We start from the raw sequence: 14,945 nt of genomic DNA, 5'->3' as shown, positions 1-14,945 counted from the left end.
TGGGTTTTCAACTCCCCTCCTTATTTTAAGGAGGGGTGCCCGCAGGGCGGGGTGGTTAATAAATGATTATTTTATTTTGTTGAAAAGCAGATTTCGTAATTCTTAGGTTAAAGCAACCCTGCCATTTGCTACAATCTTTTTGCGGATTCTTCTGCCTTTCCCATTACCGTCATTGCGAAGAGGAACGACGTGGCAATCTATTTAGTTAATGCAACAAAAAGTATTTCCGCGGCTGTCAGGTTTAGCTAAGCTAGTGCAAGGTACTATTTGAGTTTGTTGCTGGTATGATTTAGAAAATCGTGGTGTAAAAAATTTCGAGTGCTATACTGCCTTTATTATTTTATGGAATTTCCATCCAGTAAGAATCATCATTAAAACATCTTTATGAAATCTCTTTTCTTTATTCTACTATGCACAGCTTTTAGTTTCAATGCTTACTCACAAACTCAACCAACAATAAGATTAAGGTGTTCTTCAACGATTTCGGATAATCCTCCGCTTTGGGTAGTTGTCTTTAAAAAGAAGAGTTATATTTTAAATGATTCCTCTTCAACAATGATAAACCCGAATACAATTGAAAAGGTAGTAGTGTTAAAAGATGCGGCTGCTACTGCGATCTATGGTGTCAGGGCAGCAAAAGGTGTTATTGTGGTAACTATAAAGAATGCCGACTCAAGAAAGGAATTTAATCGCTTAAAACCCTATCTTGAAAAAGGATAATCTAACTCCTCACCCCAATATAAATCTCTACTTCCGAATCTGACCCCTGCTGAGATTTTTCTCCGTAAACCTCAAAGTCGGCATTGTAAGTTCTATATAAGGCAATGTCGTTTGCCCATATTTCTTGCCACGTATCTACAACAGCCTGTGGCATTTCTCCCTTTGCTTTGTATTTAATGAGCCTCTCATTTTTAATTTCTCTACCCACAAAACCATCTGGAATGTTATCCAGTATGCTCACCCGTTGCCCAATAATCGTGGTGTATCTACCGGTGTAGTCGCTTTCATAATCGGTGTAAATTGCATAAATATCTTCATTTTCTTTATTGGGGATTTTGGAAGCTATTTCTTCAGCGAAAAACCTTTGCCAAAGTTTTCCTAAATCTGCTGCTGCCTGATTGTTTTGATTGCTGGTTTCTGTGGAGATGCCAATAATTTTGAAGTTTTCCATTTGTAGGTTTTTGGCGAAGTTAATGTTTAAAATCCTAAAGATATCCGTCATTTGGAGCGCAGCCGAGAAATCTTTGTATTATGAAGAACGTTATGGTCAATAGATTTCTCCAATTCGCTATGCTATGGTCGAAATGACGATTTACACGTAATTTTTCCCACCAACATCTTCCATCCTTTTCATACCTTTGTTTTCAAATATGCAGGGCTTAATTATTAAATCTACGGGCAGTTGGTATAGCGTTTTGGCTGATAATGGCAAGCGTTACGACTGTCGTATTATTGGTAAATTCAGGATTAAAGGGATTAAAACTACCAACCCAATTGCGGTGGGCGATCGGGTAAAATTCGACCTGGAGAAAGACAGTAATCAGGGCTTAATAAATGAGTTGCTGCCTCGAAAAAACTACATTATCCGCAAATCGATTAACTTAAGCAAGCAGGCGCAAATCCTCGCTGCAAATTTGGATATGGCCATTTTGCTGGTTACACTAGCTTCACCGAGGACATCATTGGGTTTTATCGATCGGTTTTTGGTTACTGCTGAGGCCTACGATGTACCTGCCGTTTTGGTATTCAACAAGCTCGATTTATTCAGCAAAGAGGGTTTGGAAATATTACAGGAATTCAAAAATATCTATGAAAATATTGGCTATCCCTGTTATGAAGTTTCGGCTTTAAAAGGGATCAATATTCCAGTTATTCAAGAGGTAATTACAAATAAAATTACCTTAATTTCCGGGCATTCGGGCGTAGGTAAATCCAGTTTAATAAATGCTTTGCTGCCTGATAGAGATTTGAAAACAGGTGAGGTATCAGATTGGAGCGATAAAGGTCAGCATACCACAACCTTTGCAGAAATGTTCGAATTGCCACAAGGCGGTTTTATTGTAGATACGCCAGGCATTAGGGAATTGGGGGTAATTGATATCGAAAAAGAGGAGTTAGGTCATTTTTTTAGGGAGATTTTCAAAACTTCACATCAATGTCGGTTCAATAACTGTCGCCATGTAAATGAACCTGGGTGCGCCGTGATCGAAGCGGTGAATGAGGGTGATATTGCTGTGTCGCGTTATGAAAGTTATTTAAGTATCTATCATAATAACGATACAAGGCATTAAGCCCCCCGGCCCCCTAAAGGGGGAGTTGAAAAGCAGGCGGAAAACATAGCGTAATAGATAGAAAGGTTTACGCACTTTGCTTAAACTGTAGAAAATAAAAGCCCCCTTTAGGGGGTTGGGGGTAAATAAAAAGGAGAAGTCCCCTTTAGGGGATTTAGGGGTTATGAAATTTAAATTAGGAGATTTTGTTCGTTTTGTTGATGAAAAACGGGAGGGTTATGTAACCAGGATTATCGACGCACAAACTTTGGGCGTTACCGATGAAGATGGTTTTGAAATTCCGGTTGCCGTAAGCAATTTAACTTCGGTGCATGGGCATGGTGTAGTTGCAGAAGAAATCGATGCACCCAAACCCATTCAGGTAAATGTTCCATCTGTAAGCAAAATTGAAAATGGAATTTATGTCGCCGTTGCTACAGATAATAAAGCCGGTAATGTGGTTCATTTTTATCTTCAAAACCAATCGCCTAACGTGTTGTTGGTGAGTTTAACCTCAGAGAAGAAAGAGAAATACTCAGGCTTATTTCATGGAGTGGTTGAGTCTTATCAATCAAGTTTGGTTTATTCGGCATCGTTAGCAGATATGGATATCTGGCCCGAATTTACTTTTCAGATTTTGGTTTTTAGCAAAGCTGATGTTAAACCTGTTGATCCTTTGGTGATTCGCAAAAAATTCAGGGCAAAGGATTTTTCGACAGAACAAAAAGAACTGCCACAATCTAAACTCAAAGGTTGGTTAATCCGTTTGGATGATCTGGTACCCATTACTATTGATGCTCAAAAGCTGAAAGAAAGTTTCTTCAAATCGCCTGCTGAAAAACGAACTGTTGATGCACCTGCAAAAGAAATAGACCTTCACATTGAGAAATTAAGAGACGATCACCATTTTTTAGAGGCTGATGAAATTCTCCAGATTCAGCTGAATCATTTTCAAAATGCTTTAGATGCAGCAGTAGTGCATCACTATGATAAAATGGTTTTCATACATGGTTCAGGAAACGGAACATTGAGAGATAAAATTCATAAACTCATTAGTAAAAATCCTCATATTAAAACTTACATGGATGCTCGAAAAGAAAAGTTCGGTTATGGAGCTACAGAGGTGGTATTTAAATAAATGGTTTACGAATTAAAACATTAGCATTCTAATGAAAAACTTCGTCTCCGTAATCAGGGTTTGCTCCAGCTTGTGATGCTACAAAGCTTCCAACCTTGCAGGCTCTATCCAAAACTGTGTCAATAGGGTAGCCCTTTAAGTAGCTGGCAATAAAAGTAGCCAAGAAAGAATCGCCTGCCCCAACGGTATCGGCCACTTCTACCTGATAGCCTTTATGGTGGTAAAGTTTATTTTCCTGTAATACATAAGCACCTTTTTCGCCAACGGTTAAGCAAATCATGTTGATGTTGAAAAAGTTGCTCAATTGTTTTAGTAATTGTTCATCTGTATTGCCGGTTAAGGCGAGTTCGTTTTTCAAATAAAGTAATTCGTGCTCATTAACCTTTAAGATATCGGCTGCAGAGAGTAGTACCTTTAAAGTTTCTATGGTATAAAAAGGCGGACGAAGATTAATGTCAAATATTTTAAGCCTGGCTTCCTTTAATAAAGATAAAATGGTGTTTCGGCTGTTCTCATTTCGGCAGGTTAAACTGCAATAAACAAATGCGTCAGCATTTTTCACAGCAGCAACATTTTCGTCAGTAAGCTTAATCGCATCCCAGGCAACTGGTGCCACAATAGTGTAAGTGGCCTGATGCTGCGCATCTAATTGAACTTCTACCGTACTTGTTGGTAAGTTGTTTGTTTGGATGAAGCGAGTTGGGAACTGATTTGAAGATAAAAAATTTAAAAGTTCTTTTCCATTTTCATCATCGCCAATGGCGCTTATAAATTGGCTGTTTATACCTTGTTTGTGCAAGTTAAGCGCCACATTCATACTCGAGCCGCCTGCTTTTTTTCCTTCGGGAAAAACATCCCACAATATTTCGCCAATGGCTACAACTGTTTTTGTCATGGTAAATTTTATGTTTTGCAAGGTAGCAATTTTCAGTGTCTGTTAATTACCTGTTATATTTCCTTCTATCAAGGCTTTGAATTCTCTTTCCACATCAGATAAATGTTGTGTGTTCGAGCTTTTTGCGATGGTATGTTCACTGTTTTCTCTGCCGATGATTAAACTGGTGTAAATTGAAAGGCCATTAATCTGGGTATCTCTAATCGCAATTTTTCTGATGGCATTAAATGGAAATTCATCAACTAAAAACCCTAAAAAGGTTTCTCCAATGATCTTTCGATTGGTATCAACATATATAACTTTCAAATTTATAAATGCTAATAAAAGCAAAAACAATCCAGCAACAGCTGAAAATAATCCGATTGCTAATTCTGTAAACGCAAACTTCGCAAAGAGAAAGTTGGCCATTAGTAGGAAGAAAAATCCTGCAAAAGCCAATTGAATTATCGCCAAAATTGTTTTTTGAAACGATACAAAACGATAAAGCTGGGGCGCTCTTTGTTTAAAGTATTTAAGTTGTACAGGGTCAGTTTGCTGGTCTACGGTGATTTTATCAAGTAAATAATTTTTTATCAGCGGTAAAACCTGATGGTAAAACTCGGATTTAGCAGTTTGCTGCGTTTGATTGTAAGTTGGACTTAGCCTAATGCTATGCCCAATTGGGTTTCTTTTCAACACGATATAATAGGCTTCAGGTAACGAACCCGAACGCATTTCTACATTTAAAATATCAGCAAAGGCTATTTCTTTTAATTGAATACCAAAATGAGATACAATAATCTTTTGCATATGGCCGTTGATGATTACTTTTTTGTATGCTGTGGCAAAGCCCAACATGATTAAGAGTACTGTGCCGATGAAAGTATAACACATGTTGGCATTACCAATATTTTGATGGGTTTTATTAACGCTATAAAGTGCATAACAAAACAAAATAGCTAGTATGCCGATAATCACAAATCCTTTCAGATTGCCATAATCCGGATAAAGAATTAGATTCCCGTTCTGCTGCTCGAATTTGTTGCGTTTAAACATTGGCTTTTTTCTTGAACTTATTTATCAATGTAAATATGAGCCAGCTCCCTGCTAAAGCGAATGTTACATCGGCTAAAAGTGAAAAAGAATTAAATTCTGTACTGGTTCCTCCTTCTTTTGTGATCACATCATAGCCACTTACTTTAGTGTAAAAGTTTAAAGGAAACCCATATTGGTCAGCACCATCAGCATCGTAATTTAGCCTAGCGGTTGCCCAGTTAATGATGATGAAAAGCAGTATTCCTCCTAATAATATTTTATAGATTGCTTTCATTAATCTAATAAGTTTCCTCTTTGCTTATTAAAAACTTCTTTCTCATCTTTCTCAATCAAACGATCTAGCAAAGCATTATAGCCATTTGCAATTTTATATTCCAGTTCATTCTTGTACAAAGGGAAAATAGACAAAATGTTGATCACATCGTTATCTGCTCTTATCTCGGTAAATTCTTCATCAAACGTTACCGAGGGTAGAACAACTAAACCAACATAATCAGTTTCTTGGTCATAAGGTTCCATATCTGAAGTGGCTTGTAAAGTATGGCCAATGCTTAGCCAGGTATCATAATGGTGTGGAAAACGAGCAGTTTCTTTTAACATGCCTAAAATCCAATCGTTCTCATTTTCACTTGGAAAAACCTTTCCAAACTCAATTTCTTTTGGCAGCAGAATCATGAGCTCGGCAAACTTGTATTGCTCAGGATTTTCTACACCCTCCGGAACGGTCATTTCCAATAAACTCATCCCACAGGTAAGTAAAATGTTAAAGCTGTGCTTTGCTGAACTGATAAAATACACATCCAAATGAAAATCGGGAGATACCATTTCATGGAAAACCGTGATTTCTTCTGATGTGTAAAAATTATCCAGGTGATTGGCAATCGCTTCTGGGTGGTTATCAAAAAAAGTTAGGTTGCGAAATTTTTCGTAAAAGTCATTCATAGGTTTACATTTATTTGGTATCGAAAATTTATCGAAAAACAAGTCACAAATCTTATTCCATGATTAAAATACGATATTATCTAAATTTAAAAGCTTTTTATTATTTTAGTTGAGGATGTATTTCTACATTCATACCTAACGGGAAATTAATGATCCCCAAAAATTAAAATTAATATGAGGAAATCAATTTTTGCAATACTCTTTTGCCTGATGACTTTTTCTGTTGCAGCTCAAACATCGGCAGATAAAAAAGCTATTCTTGACGTGCTTGAAAAGCAAAGATTAGCCTGGAACAAAGGCGATCTGGAAACATTTATGCAGGGTTATGTTAAAAGCGATAGTTTACTTTTTGTAGGCAAAAGCGGACCCACTTATGGCTGGCAAAAAACGTTGGATAATTACAAAAAAAGTTATTCAGGAGAAGCTGGAATGGGCCAATTGACTTTCGGGATTAAGAAAATCGATTTCTTAAATAAAGATGTGGCTTTTGTTTTGGGTAGCTGGCATTTAAAACGCGAAAAAGACGAACCACAAGGCTACTATACTTTGCTTTTTAAAAAGATTGAGGGTGTTTGGAAAATAATAGTAGACCATAGCTCCTAAATATGAAAACAACTTTTCTATCGGTATTGGCTTTGATGCTACTGCTAACAGCTTGTAATTATTCATCCACAAAAAAGAAAGAATTTGTTTTATACAGTAAAGAAGGTTGGAGTTTCAGTCTACCAAAATATTGGAAAGTAAAAAAAGATCGCCCTATTGAAGGCGTTCCAAATAGCCGGTTTATTTCTGCAAGCGACGACGAGCCCTTTTCGAAAGATGCTTACCTCATCATAACCGCAATTGATTCGGTAAGTGTAGAAAAAAACCTGGAAAATCTGATTATACAATCAAGAGCAAGTCACCATAAAAGAAAGATTGAATTTGGGATGCTAAACCAGCCAAAGGAAATTATGGTAGGAAAGCAAAAGGTTTTAAGAGCTGATTTTGAAACCAAGGTAATTACAAATCGAAATAAGGGAAGTTTTTCTGTTTTCAATTGGAAGGGCAAAACCTTTTCATTTGTATTCAGTGTTGATGTTAAAGATAAAAAGGAGAATTTCAATGTAGTTGATTCGGTAATCAAATCTTTGAATGTGAAATAAATTTCCTTGAAAAGTACAGGAGTGAGTAAACAGTAAGCAGGCAGCCAATGATAGATAAAATGATTACGCTGTTAGAAAAAAATGTTACCCAGTTCAATTTTACTTTAAATATTTCTTTACTCAATAAAACGCCAATACTCCCTACATAACCAAACGAATCGGCGATGTAAATTAAAAAACCTACGTTGCTGGCGTACTTAAATGTTGATATTAACCGATCGAAAAATACTGCGTTAAATGGGATGTAAACCATGTAGAGCCCAAGGCCAACCAAAGTCATCCACCAAATGGGTTGGAGTAAATTTGCTTTAAAAAGTAGTGTACATGCACCCGCTAAAATAAATCCCGCTAAGATAAAATAATGTGCTGTTTTAAGAGCCGTAAAATTATTTTTGATCAGCACCATGCTGCCAATTAGCAACAAAACAATTAATGTAATTGGTGTTTCTGTTTTGGCAAAAATGGCGGGTTGGTTCGCAAAACCCATCTCATTCCACATTTCGGCGCTAAAATTATCTCTGATATCTCTAAAAATTGTGGCGAAGCAATAAATGATTACACAGGCAACCAAGCCAGCAAAAAACTCTTTAACAAACAGCTTTCTGTCCTGCTCAGTCATTGGTATTCTATCAGCTCTGTCTTTAATGTCTTCATCATCGGGTGGAGGTATTTTCTCCATTAAGAAAACGAAAATCAAAAGCGGAACCATGAAGACTAAACCAGCATAAAATGGTATCCAAAATTCTGTTAAATTAAAGGTTATACTTAACCATGAGCCGACCGATTTTACAAATCCTGAAGCAAAAATGAAGCTTACGGCTAAAGTTGCACCAATGAAATCGGTACTTCGTCTGCCTTCTACGTACGAGAATACAACGCCCCAAAGCATGCCTAAGGGAAATCCGTTAATGAAAAGAAAAACGATATTATAAGGTACGGGAACGAGGGCAAATAATAGCCAGCTTAACCACGCTATAGTTGTTAGGACGATAATAATTTTTCCTCGGCCTGTGCGTTTAAGTTCGGAAATATATTTAATGCCATAGAATTTGGCTAGTAAATAGCCAAGCATTTGGCAAATCACTAAAATGGTTTTATAGCTATATCCAGCTATGGTTAATCCCTCAAAAGTAGCAACTGTAAATGTCTTTCTGAATCCAAAAATCATCGTATAAGCCAGGAAAACTACTATAGCAGCATATAAACCTGTTTTAATTTGACTTTTGAACGTAAAGCTTTTGGGCATATCTCCTGAAAATTACCGTAGCGGAAATATAGCTGTAAAAATCCATAAAGCCACAGTCAGTCTCGATATTAGCTAGTGGATTACAACTCTAACTTGAAATCTTTGTAGTAAAAATCTTTGTCTGCATCAGTGAGCTGGCGGATTACCCTGCACGGATTTCCTGCCGCAAAAACATGGTCTGGAATATCTCTCGTAACAATGCTCCCCGAACCGATCACCACATTTGAACCAATTTTTACTCCTGGGTTGATTACCACGTTTCCTCCGATCCAAACGCTGTTGCCGATGGCTACTTCTTGCGCCCATTCATATTCCTGATCGCGTAGGTATGCATGTATTGGGTGGCCGGCGGTGTAAATGGATACATTTGGCGCAATAAAAACGCTATTGCCAATGCTGACTTTTGCGCAGTCTAAAATGGTTAAATTGAAGTTGGCGTAAAAATTATCGCCAATTTCGATATTGTAACCATAATCGCAGCGAAAAGGAGGCTCTACATAAAACATCTTTTCCGTTTTACCGAATAATCTTTTAAGTAACTCTTTACGTTGTTTAATAAATTTTGGAGCGAGGTTATTAAACTCGTAAACAATTTCTCGGGCTTTAAGCCTTTCTTGCGATAATTCTTTCCCTCCGGCTTGGTAGGCTTTGCCAGCCAGCATCTTTTGTTTTTCGGTAAGTATTTCGTGTTCCATTTATATCTTGATATTCGTTAATTTAATCAACATTATGCAATGCCTTCATCGTTCTTCCTCGAGAAAATGAAGATTTCAAGAAAGCAGAAACAAAAAAAATCGGGACTATCGTTTCCGATGCCCCGATTTATTCGTTTTTTTGAATCCTCAATCGAAGACCCTTTAGATTTACATTTATCTTGGATTACCGTTTCTCATTGCTTTTTCTGCAATTTTAACAGCTTTCTTTTCTCTCCAATGCGCATATTTCTCTTTGAAAGTCATTTTAATCAAGCTATCAATGGCACCATGGGTAAATAAACTCCAAACACTTGCTACTTTACGCGTAACAGATTGATCCCAGGCACGTAAACTTAAAGAGAATGAGCCATCAAGGTATTTCATCCAATGCCACATTCCAGTTGGCATAAATAAGGTATCTCCATGTTCTAAAAACACTTCGTAGCCTTCCACGCCTTTTAAAGCAGGAAACTTTTCGAAATCTGGATTAGCTACATCATAATCTTCCAAAGCATAAGTGGCATTTGGCAGGCAATACAATCTATCTTTCCATTTATTGTCAAAAAGTACAATATGTTTTCTTCCACCAAAATGAGTATGGAAAATGTGCGGTAAATCGATGTCGTAATGTAAAAATGTTACCGAATTGGAACCGCCAAAAAACATGGCAGGCATACTTTCAATAAAGCCACCCATTAAATCTTTTGGTATTTTTACATCGTTAATTAAGCTTGGCACTTTCTTAAATAAATTGAAGAAAAATATTCGCAATTCAGTGGGTTCGCGTTTAATTAAATCCAAATAATCGCCGAATTTCATGTGTGCTGTAGCTGCATTAATTGGTTTAGAAGGATCTGCTTTTGAGTTGTCGTACAAAGGCACTTCCAAGTCGCCACCAATCTCTTTTAAATATTCAGTTGTCCATTTTTCTCTAGCTGGCCAATCTTTTGTTAAGCCCCTAATTACCAATGGTTTTTTTGTTTTCAAATAATTTTTTTTGAAATCTTCGGGAGTAATATTCTCGACGATATCTACAGGTTTTAATATGAAACTCATGCGTTTTGAATCGGTTATTTGTTGCCGAACAACAAATGTGTAAATTTTATTTTACAAATAATATATCTCTAATCAAATGTGACGCAATTTACTTAATTCAGAATTAGCATTAGCTTGATGTTTTGTTAACGCTAAGCCAAAACTTTTCTGCCCACAATTTCTGCATAAGCGGCATCCCATAAATCAATTCTTTTTTGCAAGGCTTCTATCGTTGCCTCTTCTGCTTCTGCCCAAAAACTTTCGTCTTTCTCGCAAAGTTTTTCTGTCATAGCTAATGCTAAGTGGCTATGATGATCTCCATCAACTTCGATATGGCGTTCTAAATAATATTTGAAAATAGAAACCTGATCTGGTTGATTGCTATTCAAATCGTTAACCATACTAAAGAACATATTTGGGATTAAATCTTCGCGGCCAAAAGTAAAACTAGCGGCCTGAAGGTGGGCTTTTCCACTCTTTATTGTCTTAAACGTCGAATCAACGAAGGCTCTAGCTGAAGGCGGAACTTGAGCCAACTCAAAAGCCATGTCGAAATCACGGCCTTTCTGTAACGACAACAGAAATTGATTGATGGGCTTAACATTTGCTCCACATTGAACCATCGCTTCCAGGTATAGCTCGAAATGACTTTTGATTTCTCCATCTGCACCTACATCACTTTCTTCACCGGCAACTATTTCGTTTATCAGTTGCCTTGTAACCGCATCTCCAACCGGAAACCAAGGTAGAGTTGTACAGGTTAAATTTATTTGTAATGCTTTAAGCAGCGACATGAAATCCCAAACTGCATAAATGTGGTGTTCCATGAAGGTTTGAAGATCTTCCAGGTCGCTTATTGCAGAATAAACTTTGTGATTAATAATTTGCTGCCTCAAGGGCGCTATGTTATTTTGGATTTTTAAGATATTGGGATGCATGTTCAGTTGTATAATGCCAAATTAATGTCTATCCAAGCTTAGCTTTTTCGCTTAGTTAATGAGGCGAAATTAATCACTTAGTAGGTTCAATGTGTATAATCGCTAAAACTTTGAAATCCTGCTGACATAAAAGTGACGAGATGATTGAGATATTTTAGCCTAAGTATCTATCTGATGAAATTAACCAAAAACTTAGCTAAGCAAAAGGGCGTCTTCTTGATTTGTATTGCCAATAGAAATGGATACGATACGACTTGGTTTTATCATACCAAAAAAGCAAAAGGTAATTCCGCCATAAATCTTTCAATCGATGGAGGAATTAGGTTTGTTTGGGTAGTATTATCCGCTGATTATGAGGGAAAAGTGCAATTCGTCACTTTCCAGCTAAATGCTTAGTCCAATGTATGGTTTAAATAGTTGGGTCGCATTCGGCGATTTCATTTTAAGTATTATTTCAAGTAAAAACTGAAAGATTTATACTTGAAATGACCTTGATCACTTTCCAATGATATTCTACCGATTAGATCACGGTCGCTGTACGAACTTTTTTAGAGAAAACCCTTGGAAAGAAACGTTTCAGCCAAATCGCTTTCGTTTCTTTCCCTCCAATGTAAACCTCTTCTTTTTTTGCCTGAATAGCTTTTAGCATCTGTTTGGCGCATTCGGCTGGAGACATGGCTTTATCATGTGCATCGCCCATGGTATTCAACGGTTTCCCATCGCCTGTTAAGGCATTATAAGTCACATTCGTTTTAATAAATCCAGGGCAAATGATAGTAACATCTATGTTTTGGTCAAACACTTCCGAACGAAGAGAGTCAAAATAGCCATGTAAAGCATGTTTGGAAGAGGAATACGCTGACCTTAACTTCGTTCCGAATTTTCCAACCAGACTGCTGACCACAACGATTTGGCCGCCGCCGTTTGCTATCATTGTTGGTAAAACCGCTTTGCTTAAAACAACAGTTCCCCAAAAATTGGTGTTCATAATTTGTTGCTCAGTTTTTATGTCGGTTTCCAAAGCCAGGCACCGCTGACTTACACCACCGCTATTAATGAGTAGATCAATTTTGCCAAAAATTTTAATGGCATCTTTCGCCTTGCTATCTAATTCTGAAGTTTCGCTTAAGTCGAAAGGTAAAACATGTACATTAAATGAATTTTGGCAGTTTCCCTTTACTCGAAACAACTCATCGCGGTTGCGACCAGAAATGATCAGTTTATCGCCAGCTTTATAATACTCGTAAACCAAGGCTTCTCCAATTCCTGAAGATGCGCCTGTTATCCAAACAATTTTCGACATATATTTTGATATTGAGTAAGTGGATGAGTGAGGGATTGAATGGAATGTTAAAATTCACTCCTTCATAACTCAATCATTCACTAATTTCTATTCTACTATGAACAATTCTGATGCAATATGATCTGCAAATAACTTTCCTTGTTCGGTCAGCTTTACTTTATCCCCATCATAAATAAGCCAGTCTTTATCATTTAAACCTAAAATGTTGTGCTTGGTTTGTTCCAGAAAGTCTTTTCCAAAATCATCATTTATTTTTTGCAAGTTCGTTCCCCACATTGTTCTTAATGATGTCATGATATATTCGTTAAATCTGTCGTTCAAATTCAGCAGCTCTATAACTTCTGGCAGTTTATTGCTTTCAATGGTTTCCATGTAGAGTGCATTATTTGCCGGATTCATATATCTGTTTTGTCCGTCAAAACCATGTGCCGATGGGCCGATACCAATATAATTTACGCCCTTCCAATAATTGGTATTATGAACGGCATAACGATCTGGCTTAGCAAAATTTGATATTTCATAGTGATCGAAGCCCGAAGTCAGTAACTTTTCCATTAAAATTACGAACTGAGCAGCGCTTTGGCTATCGCTCACTGGAATTTCCTGTTTGTTTTTTATGGCATGGGCCAAGGCTGTTTTTGGCTCAACAGTTAGTGCATAGGCAGAAATGTGTGGCACAGCCAACTCTATAGCTTTGTTAATATTGCTCAACCATTTTGCATCTGTTAAAAGTGGATAACCATAAATAAGATCTAGAGTCAGATTTTCAAAACCAGCATCCTGACTTCTTTTTATACAATTTTCGGCTTCATCAGCATTATGCGCTCTGTTCATCCAGATTAAATCTTCATTGTAAAAAGATTGGACACCAACGCTAAATCGGTTAACGGGCAGTTGTTTTAGCTCTTTTAATTTTTGAGATGTTAAATCATCGGGATTGGTTTCAATGGTAATTTCAGCTTCGGAATTTACAGAAAATGTCTGATTTATGATATCAAATATTTTCTGCAAAGCGGCTTGCGATAATATGGAAGGTGTTCCACCTCCAAAATAAATGCTTCCAACTTGCCCGGAAATTCTATCTTTTTTCATTTTGATTTCCTTGCAAATGGATTCGACCATTTCATCGGCATATTTTAATGAGGTACTGAAATGAAAATCGCAATAGTGGCAAGCTTTTTTGCAGAAAGGAATATGAATATAAATACCGGACATTGGCCACAAAGATACAGCATAATCCATATCCATTTATTTTCTTTAGGTAAACAATGATTAATCGATTACTTTTGCTTTCTTAATTTTTATTTGCAGCATGCCAAAGTTTATTGTCGTTTTATTCGCGTTTTTGTTGTCATCCAATTGCTTGGTTTCACAACAGATTTCCGCTAATACCGATTCAACAGCGGTGGTAAAATATCAATTCAAGCGATACCGTTTGGATTCGGCTGCACTTGCCCGGCAAAAATTTGTTACCGATTCCATTGTTAAACATACCTGGGCGCTGCCCGATAGTTTATTAAATAAAACCATCCTTTTGGATAGTGTTGAAAAAGAGTTTCTCTTTCCATCACTCGATATAATTGCCTGGCAAAAAAAATATGCACACCTCAAGCGAAAAGCAAATCCATACCAACTGGGCTCGCAAATTCCGAAAGGTAATGTAGGCTTATTGGGTTTTATATTTGCGATGCTGGTGATTTTTGCGATTTTAAAAAACGCCTTTTCTAAACAGCTCTCCGCAATTGTACAATCCTTTTTTAGTGACCGGATTTTAAATAATATCAACAAAGAAGATAACCTTTTCAGCTCTTGGCCATTTCTGCTCTTATTTGTACAGTTTGGTTTTGTTTTTGGAATGTTTTTCTTCCTGGTTGCCCAGTGGAGAGATATGTATCAAGCGAAAGATGGATTTAAGTTTTTCTTCACAATTTCGATCACCATTATACTATTCTATGCTTTAAAATTAGTCGTGTTAAGGTTTTTGGGATTTTTATTTAATGTTCAAAAACCTGTAGGTGAATACATCTCCATATTGTATCTTAGTTATTTCAACGCATCATTGCTTTTTATCCCTCTGGTGGTGTCATTTGCATTGTCACCTTTAAAATACGGCGAGGTATATATCATATTGGCGGTCTTATTGTTAGGGGTAATTTTCGCTTTTCAATTGCTTAGAGCTGGGGTTACTATACTTTCTAATAATAAGTTTTCCAAAATGCATTTATTTTTGTACTTTTGCGCCCTCGAAATATGTCCTATTTTAATACTAATTAAAACGATAGGATTGTAGCAGGAAAAAGGAA

The 14,945-nt window shown here is 36.9% G+C and carries 18 protein-coding genes; 7 read left to right on the top strand and 11 right to left on the bottom strand.

The window, feature by feature from the left end:
- Nucleotides 1-384: 384 nt before the first annotated feature.
- Nucleotides 385-720, top strand: coding sequence for a hypothetical protein (locus ACZZZC_RS22580; protein ID WP_463488162.1), 336 nt, complete (start codon nucleotides 385-387; stop codon nucleotides 718-720).
- A gap of 1 nt (nucleotide 721) precedes the next feature.
- Here the strand turns inward: ACZZZC_RS22580 and ACZZZC_RS22575 are convergent, their stop codons facing one another.
- Nucleotides 722-1,171 (bottom strand): GyrI-like domain-containing protein, encoded by a 450-nt coding sequence (locus ACZZZC_RS22575; RefSeq protein ID WP_463488161.1) that lies wholly within the window; start codon nucleotides 1,169-1,171, stop codon nucleotides 722-724.
- Between the two features lie 199 nt (nucleotides 1,172-1,370).
- On the opposite strand from ACZZZC_RS22575, the gene rsgA reads away from it, so the two are divergent.
- Together rsgA and ACZZZC_RS22565 are read left to right on the top strand one after the other, a co-directional pair.
- Entirely contained in the window at nucleotides 1,371-2,291 is a 921-nt protein-coding gene (gene rsgA / locus ACZZZC_RS22570) for a ribosome small subunit-dependent GTPase A (protein ID WP_056851023.1), read from the top strand.
- A 163-nt stretch (nucleotides 2,292-2,454) separates the two neighbouring features.
- Nucleotides 2,455-3,408, top strand: a complete 954-nt coding sequence (locus ACZZZC_RS22565; RefSeq protein ID WP_463488160.1) for a Smr/MutS family protein — start codon at nucleotides 2,455-2,457, stop codon at nucleotides 3,406-3,408.
- 28 nt (nucleotides 3,409-3,436) lie between these two features.
- Here the strand turns inward: ACZZZC_RS22565 and ACZZZC_RS22560 are convergent, their stop codons facing one another.
- Genes ACZZZC_RS22560 through ACZZZC_RS22545 form a run of 4 tightly spaced genes read right to left on the bottom strand, consistent with a single transcriptional unit; the run spans nucleotide 3,437 to nucleotide 6,280 of the window.
- A complete protein-coding gene (locus tag ACZZZC_RS22560) occupies nucleotides 3,437-4,303 on the bottom strand; it encodes a carbohydrate kinase family protein (RefSeq protein WP_463488159.1) in 867 nt (288 codons plus the stop codon).
- Nucleotides 4,304-4,345: 42 nt separating this feature from the next.
- Nucleotides 4,346-5,338, bottom strand: coding sequence for a hypothetical protein (locus ACZZZC_RS22555; RefSeq protein WP_463488158.1), 993 nt, complete (start codon nucleotides 5,336-5,338; stop codon nucleotides 4,346-4,348).
- A complete protein-coding gene (locus ACZZZC_RS22550) occupies nucleotides 5,331-5,612 on the bottom strand; it encodes a hypothetical protein (protein WP_463488157.1) in 282 nt (93 codons plus the stop codon). The genes ACZZZC_RS22555 and ACZZZC_RS22550 overlap by 8 nt, the downstream gene beginning before the upstream one ends.
- Nucleotides 5,612-6,280, bottom strand: a complete 669-nt coding sequence (locus ACZZZC_RS22545; protein WP_463488156.1) for a suppressor of fused domain protein — start codon at nucleotides 6,278-6,280, stop codon at nucleotides 5,612-5,614. Before ACZZZC_RS22545 ends, ACZZZC_RS22550 begins: the two co-directional genes overlap by 1 nt.
- A gap of 174 nt (nucleotides 6,281-6,454) precedes the next feature.
- Here ACZZZC_RS22545 and ACZZZC_RS22540 point away from each other — a divergent pair, with 174 nt between their 5' ends.
- Both ACZZZC_RS22540 and ACZZZC_RS22535 read left to right on the top strand, forming a co-directional pair.
- A complete protein-coding gene (locus ACZZZC_RS22540) occupies nucleotides 6,455-6,883 on the top strand; it encodes a YybH family protein (RefSeq protein ID WP_463488155.1) in 429 nt (142 codons plus the stop codon).
- 2 nt (nucleotides 6,884-6,885) lie between these two features.
- The gene (locus tag ACZZZC_RS22535) at nucleotides 6,886-7,425 is read left to right on the top strand and encodes a hypothetical protein (protein ID WP_463488154.1); all 540 of its coding nucleotides are present in this window, start codon (nucleotides 6,886-6,888) and stop codon (nucleotides 7,423-7,425) included.
- Here ACZZZC_RS22535 and ACZZZC_RS22530 read toward each other — a convergent pair.
- From ACZZZC_RS22530 to ACZZZC_RS22515, 4 genes are all read right to left on the bottom strand, one after another.
- Nucleotides 7,403-8,671 carry a DUF5690 family protein gene (locus ACZZZC_RS22530; RefSeq protein WP_463484112.1) on the bottom strand — a complete coding sequence of 423 codons (1,269 nt, stop codon included), beginning with the start codon at nucleotides 8,669-8,671 and terminating at the stop codon, nucleotides 7,403-7,405. The two genes, ACZZZC_RS22535 and ACZZZC_RS22530, sit on opposite strands and share 23 nt — an antisense overlap.
- A gap of 80 nt (nucleotides 8,672-8,751) precedes the next feature.
- The gene (locus ACZZZC_RS22525) at nucleotides 8,752-9,366 is read right to left on the bottom strand and encodes a sugar O-acetyltransferase (RefSeq protein WP_463484111.1); all 615 of its coding nucleotides are present in this window, start codon (nucleotides 9,364-9,366) and stop codon (nucleotides 8,752-8,754) included.
- Nucleotides 9,367-9,540: 174 nt separating this feature from the next.
- Entirely contained in the window at nucleotides 9,541-10,422 is an 882-nt protein-coding gene (locus ACZZZC_RS22520) for a cupin-like domain-containing protein (protein WP_265799392.1), read from the bottom strand.
- Between the two features lie 131 nt (nucleotides 10,423-10,553).
- Complete coding sequence (locus tag ACZZZC_RS22515; RefSeq protein ID WP_463484110.1) at nucleotides 10,554-11,339, bottom strand: DUF3050 domain-containing protein; 786 nt, start codon at nucleotides 11,337-11,339, stop codon at nucleotides 10,554-10,556.
- Nucleotides 11,340-11,513: 174 nt separating this feature from the next.
- On the opposite strand from ACZZZC_RS22515, the gene ACZZZC_RS22510 reads away from it, so the two are divergent.
- Nucleotides 11,514-11,735 (top strand): hypothetical protein, encoded by a 222-nt coding sequence (locus ACZZZC_RS22510; RefSeq protein ID WP_463484109.1) that lies wholly within the window; start codon nucleotides 11,514-11,516, stop codon nucleotides 11,733-11,735.
- Between the two features lie 124 nt (nucleotides 11,736-11,859).
- Here the strand turns inward: ACZZZC_RS22510 and ACZZZC_RS22505 are convergent, their stop codons facing one another.
- Both ACZZZC_RS22505 and hemW read right to left on the bottom strand, forming a co-directional pair.
- Entirely contained in the window at nucleotides 11,860-12,642 is a 783-nt protein-coding gene (locus ACZZZC_RS22505; protein WP_463484108.1) for an SDR family oxidoreductase, read from the bottom strand.
- A gap of 87 nt (nucleotides 12,643-12,729) precedes the next feature.
- Complete coding sequence (gene hemW, locus ACZZZC_RS22500) at nucleotides 12,730-13,857, bottom strand: radical SAM family heme chaperone HemW (protein ID WP_463488248.1); 1,128 nt, start codon at nucleotides 13,855-13,857, stop codon at nucleotides 12,730-12,732.
- A 97-nt stretch (nucleotides 13,858-13,954) separates the two neighbouring features.
- Between hemW and ACZZZC_RS22495 the strand changes: the two genes are divergently transcribed.
- Nucleotides 13,955-14,932 (top strand): DUF4271 domain-containing protein, encoded by a 978-nt coding sequence (locus ACZZZC_RS22495; protein WP_463484107.1) that lies wholly within the window; start codon nucleotides 13,955-13,957, stop codon nucleotides 14,930-14,932.
- The last annotated feature ends 13 nt before the right edge of the window (nucleotides 14,933-14,945 follow it).

Source organism: Pedobacter sp. AC212 (genome assembly GCF_979258625.1).
This window is presented reverse-complemented; position numbering and strand designations above follow the sequence as displayed.

Bases quoted from the DNA above. Each gene is read 5' to 3' on its own strand.
- ACZZZC_RS22580 (WP_463488162.1), top strand. From the start codon at position 385: ATGAAATCTCTTTTCTTTATTCTACTATGCACAGCTTTTAGTTTCAAT.
- ACZZZC_RS22575 (WP_463488161.1), bottom strand. From the start codon at position 1,171: ATGGAAAACTTCAAAATTATTGGCATCTCCACAGAAACCAGCAATCAA.
- rsgA (WP_056851023.1), top strand. From the start codon at position 1,371: ATGCAGGGCTTAATTATTAAATCTACGGGCAGTTGGTATAGCGTTTTG.
- ACZZZC_RS22565 (WP_463488160.1), top strand. From the start codon at position 2,455: ATGAAATTTAAATTAGGAGATTTTGTTCGTTTTGTTGATGAAAAACGG.
- ACZZZC_RS22560 (WP_463488159.1), bottom strand. From the start codon at position 4,303: ATGACAAAAACAGTTGTAGCCATTGGCGAAATATTGTGGGATGTTTTT.
- ACZZZC_RS22555 (WP_463488158.1), bottom strand. From the start codon at position 5,338: ATGTTTAAACGCAACAAATTCGAGCAGCAGAACGGGAATCTAATTCTT.
- ACZZZC_RS22550 (WP_463488157.1), bottom strand. From the start codon at position 5,612: ATGAAAGCAATCTATAAAATATTATTAGGAGGAATACTGCTTTTCATC.
- ACZZZC_RS22545 (WP_463488156.1), bottom strand. From the start codon at position 6,280: ATGAATGACTTTTACGAAAAATTTCGCAACCTAACTTTTTTTGATAAC.
- ACZZZC_RS22540 (WP_463488155.1), top strand. From the start codon at position 6,455: ATGAGGAAATCAATTTTTGCAATACTCTTTTGCCTGATGACTTTTTCT.
- ACZZZC_RS22535 (WP_463488154.1), top strand. From the start codon at position 6,886: ATGAAAACAACTTTTCTATCGGTATTGGCTTTGATGCTACTGCTAACA.
- ACZZZC_RS22530 (WP_463484112.1), bottom strand. From the start codon at position 8,671: ATGCCCAAAAGCTTTACGTTCAAAAGTCAAATTAAAACAGGTTTATAT.
- ACZZZC_RS22525 (WP_463484111.1), bottom strand. From the start codon at position 9,366: ATGGAACACGAAATACTTACCGAAAAACAAAAGATGCTGGCTGGCAAA.
- ACZZZC_RS22520 (WP_265799392.1), bottom strand. From the start codon at position 10,422: ATGAGTTTCATATTAAAACCTGTAGATATCGTCGAGAATATTACTCCC.
- ACZZZC_RS22515 (WP_463484110.1), bottom strand. From the start codon at position 11,339: ATGCATCCCAATATCTTAAAAATCCAAAATAACATAGCGCCCTTGAGG.
- ACZZZC_RS22510 (WP_463484109.1), top strand. From the start codon at position 11,514: ATGAAATTAACCAAAAACTTAGCTAAGCAAAAGGGCGTCTTCTTGATT.
- ACZZZC_RS22505 (WP_463484108.1), bottom strand. From the start codon at position 12,642: ATGTCGAAAATTGTTTGGATAACAGGCGCATCTTCAGGAATTGGAGAA.
- hemW (WP_463488248.1), bottom strand. From the start codon at position 13,857: ATGTCCGGTATTTATATTCATATTCCTTTCTGCAAAAAAGCTTGCCAC.
- ACZZZC_RS22495 (WP_463484107.1), top strand. From the start codon at position 13,955: ATGCCAAAGTTTATTGTCGTTTTATTCGCGTTTTTGTTGTCATCCAAT.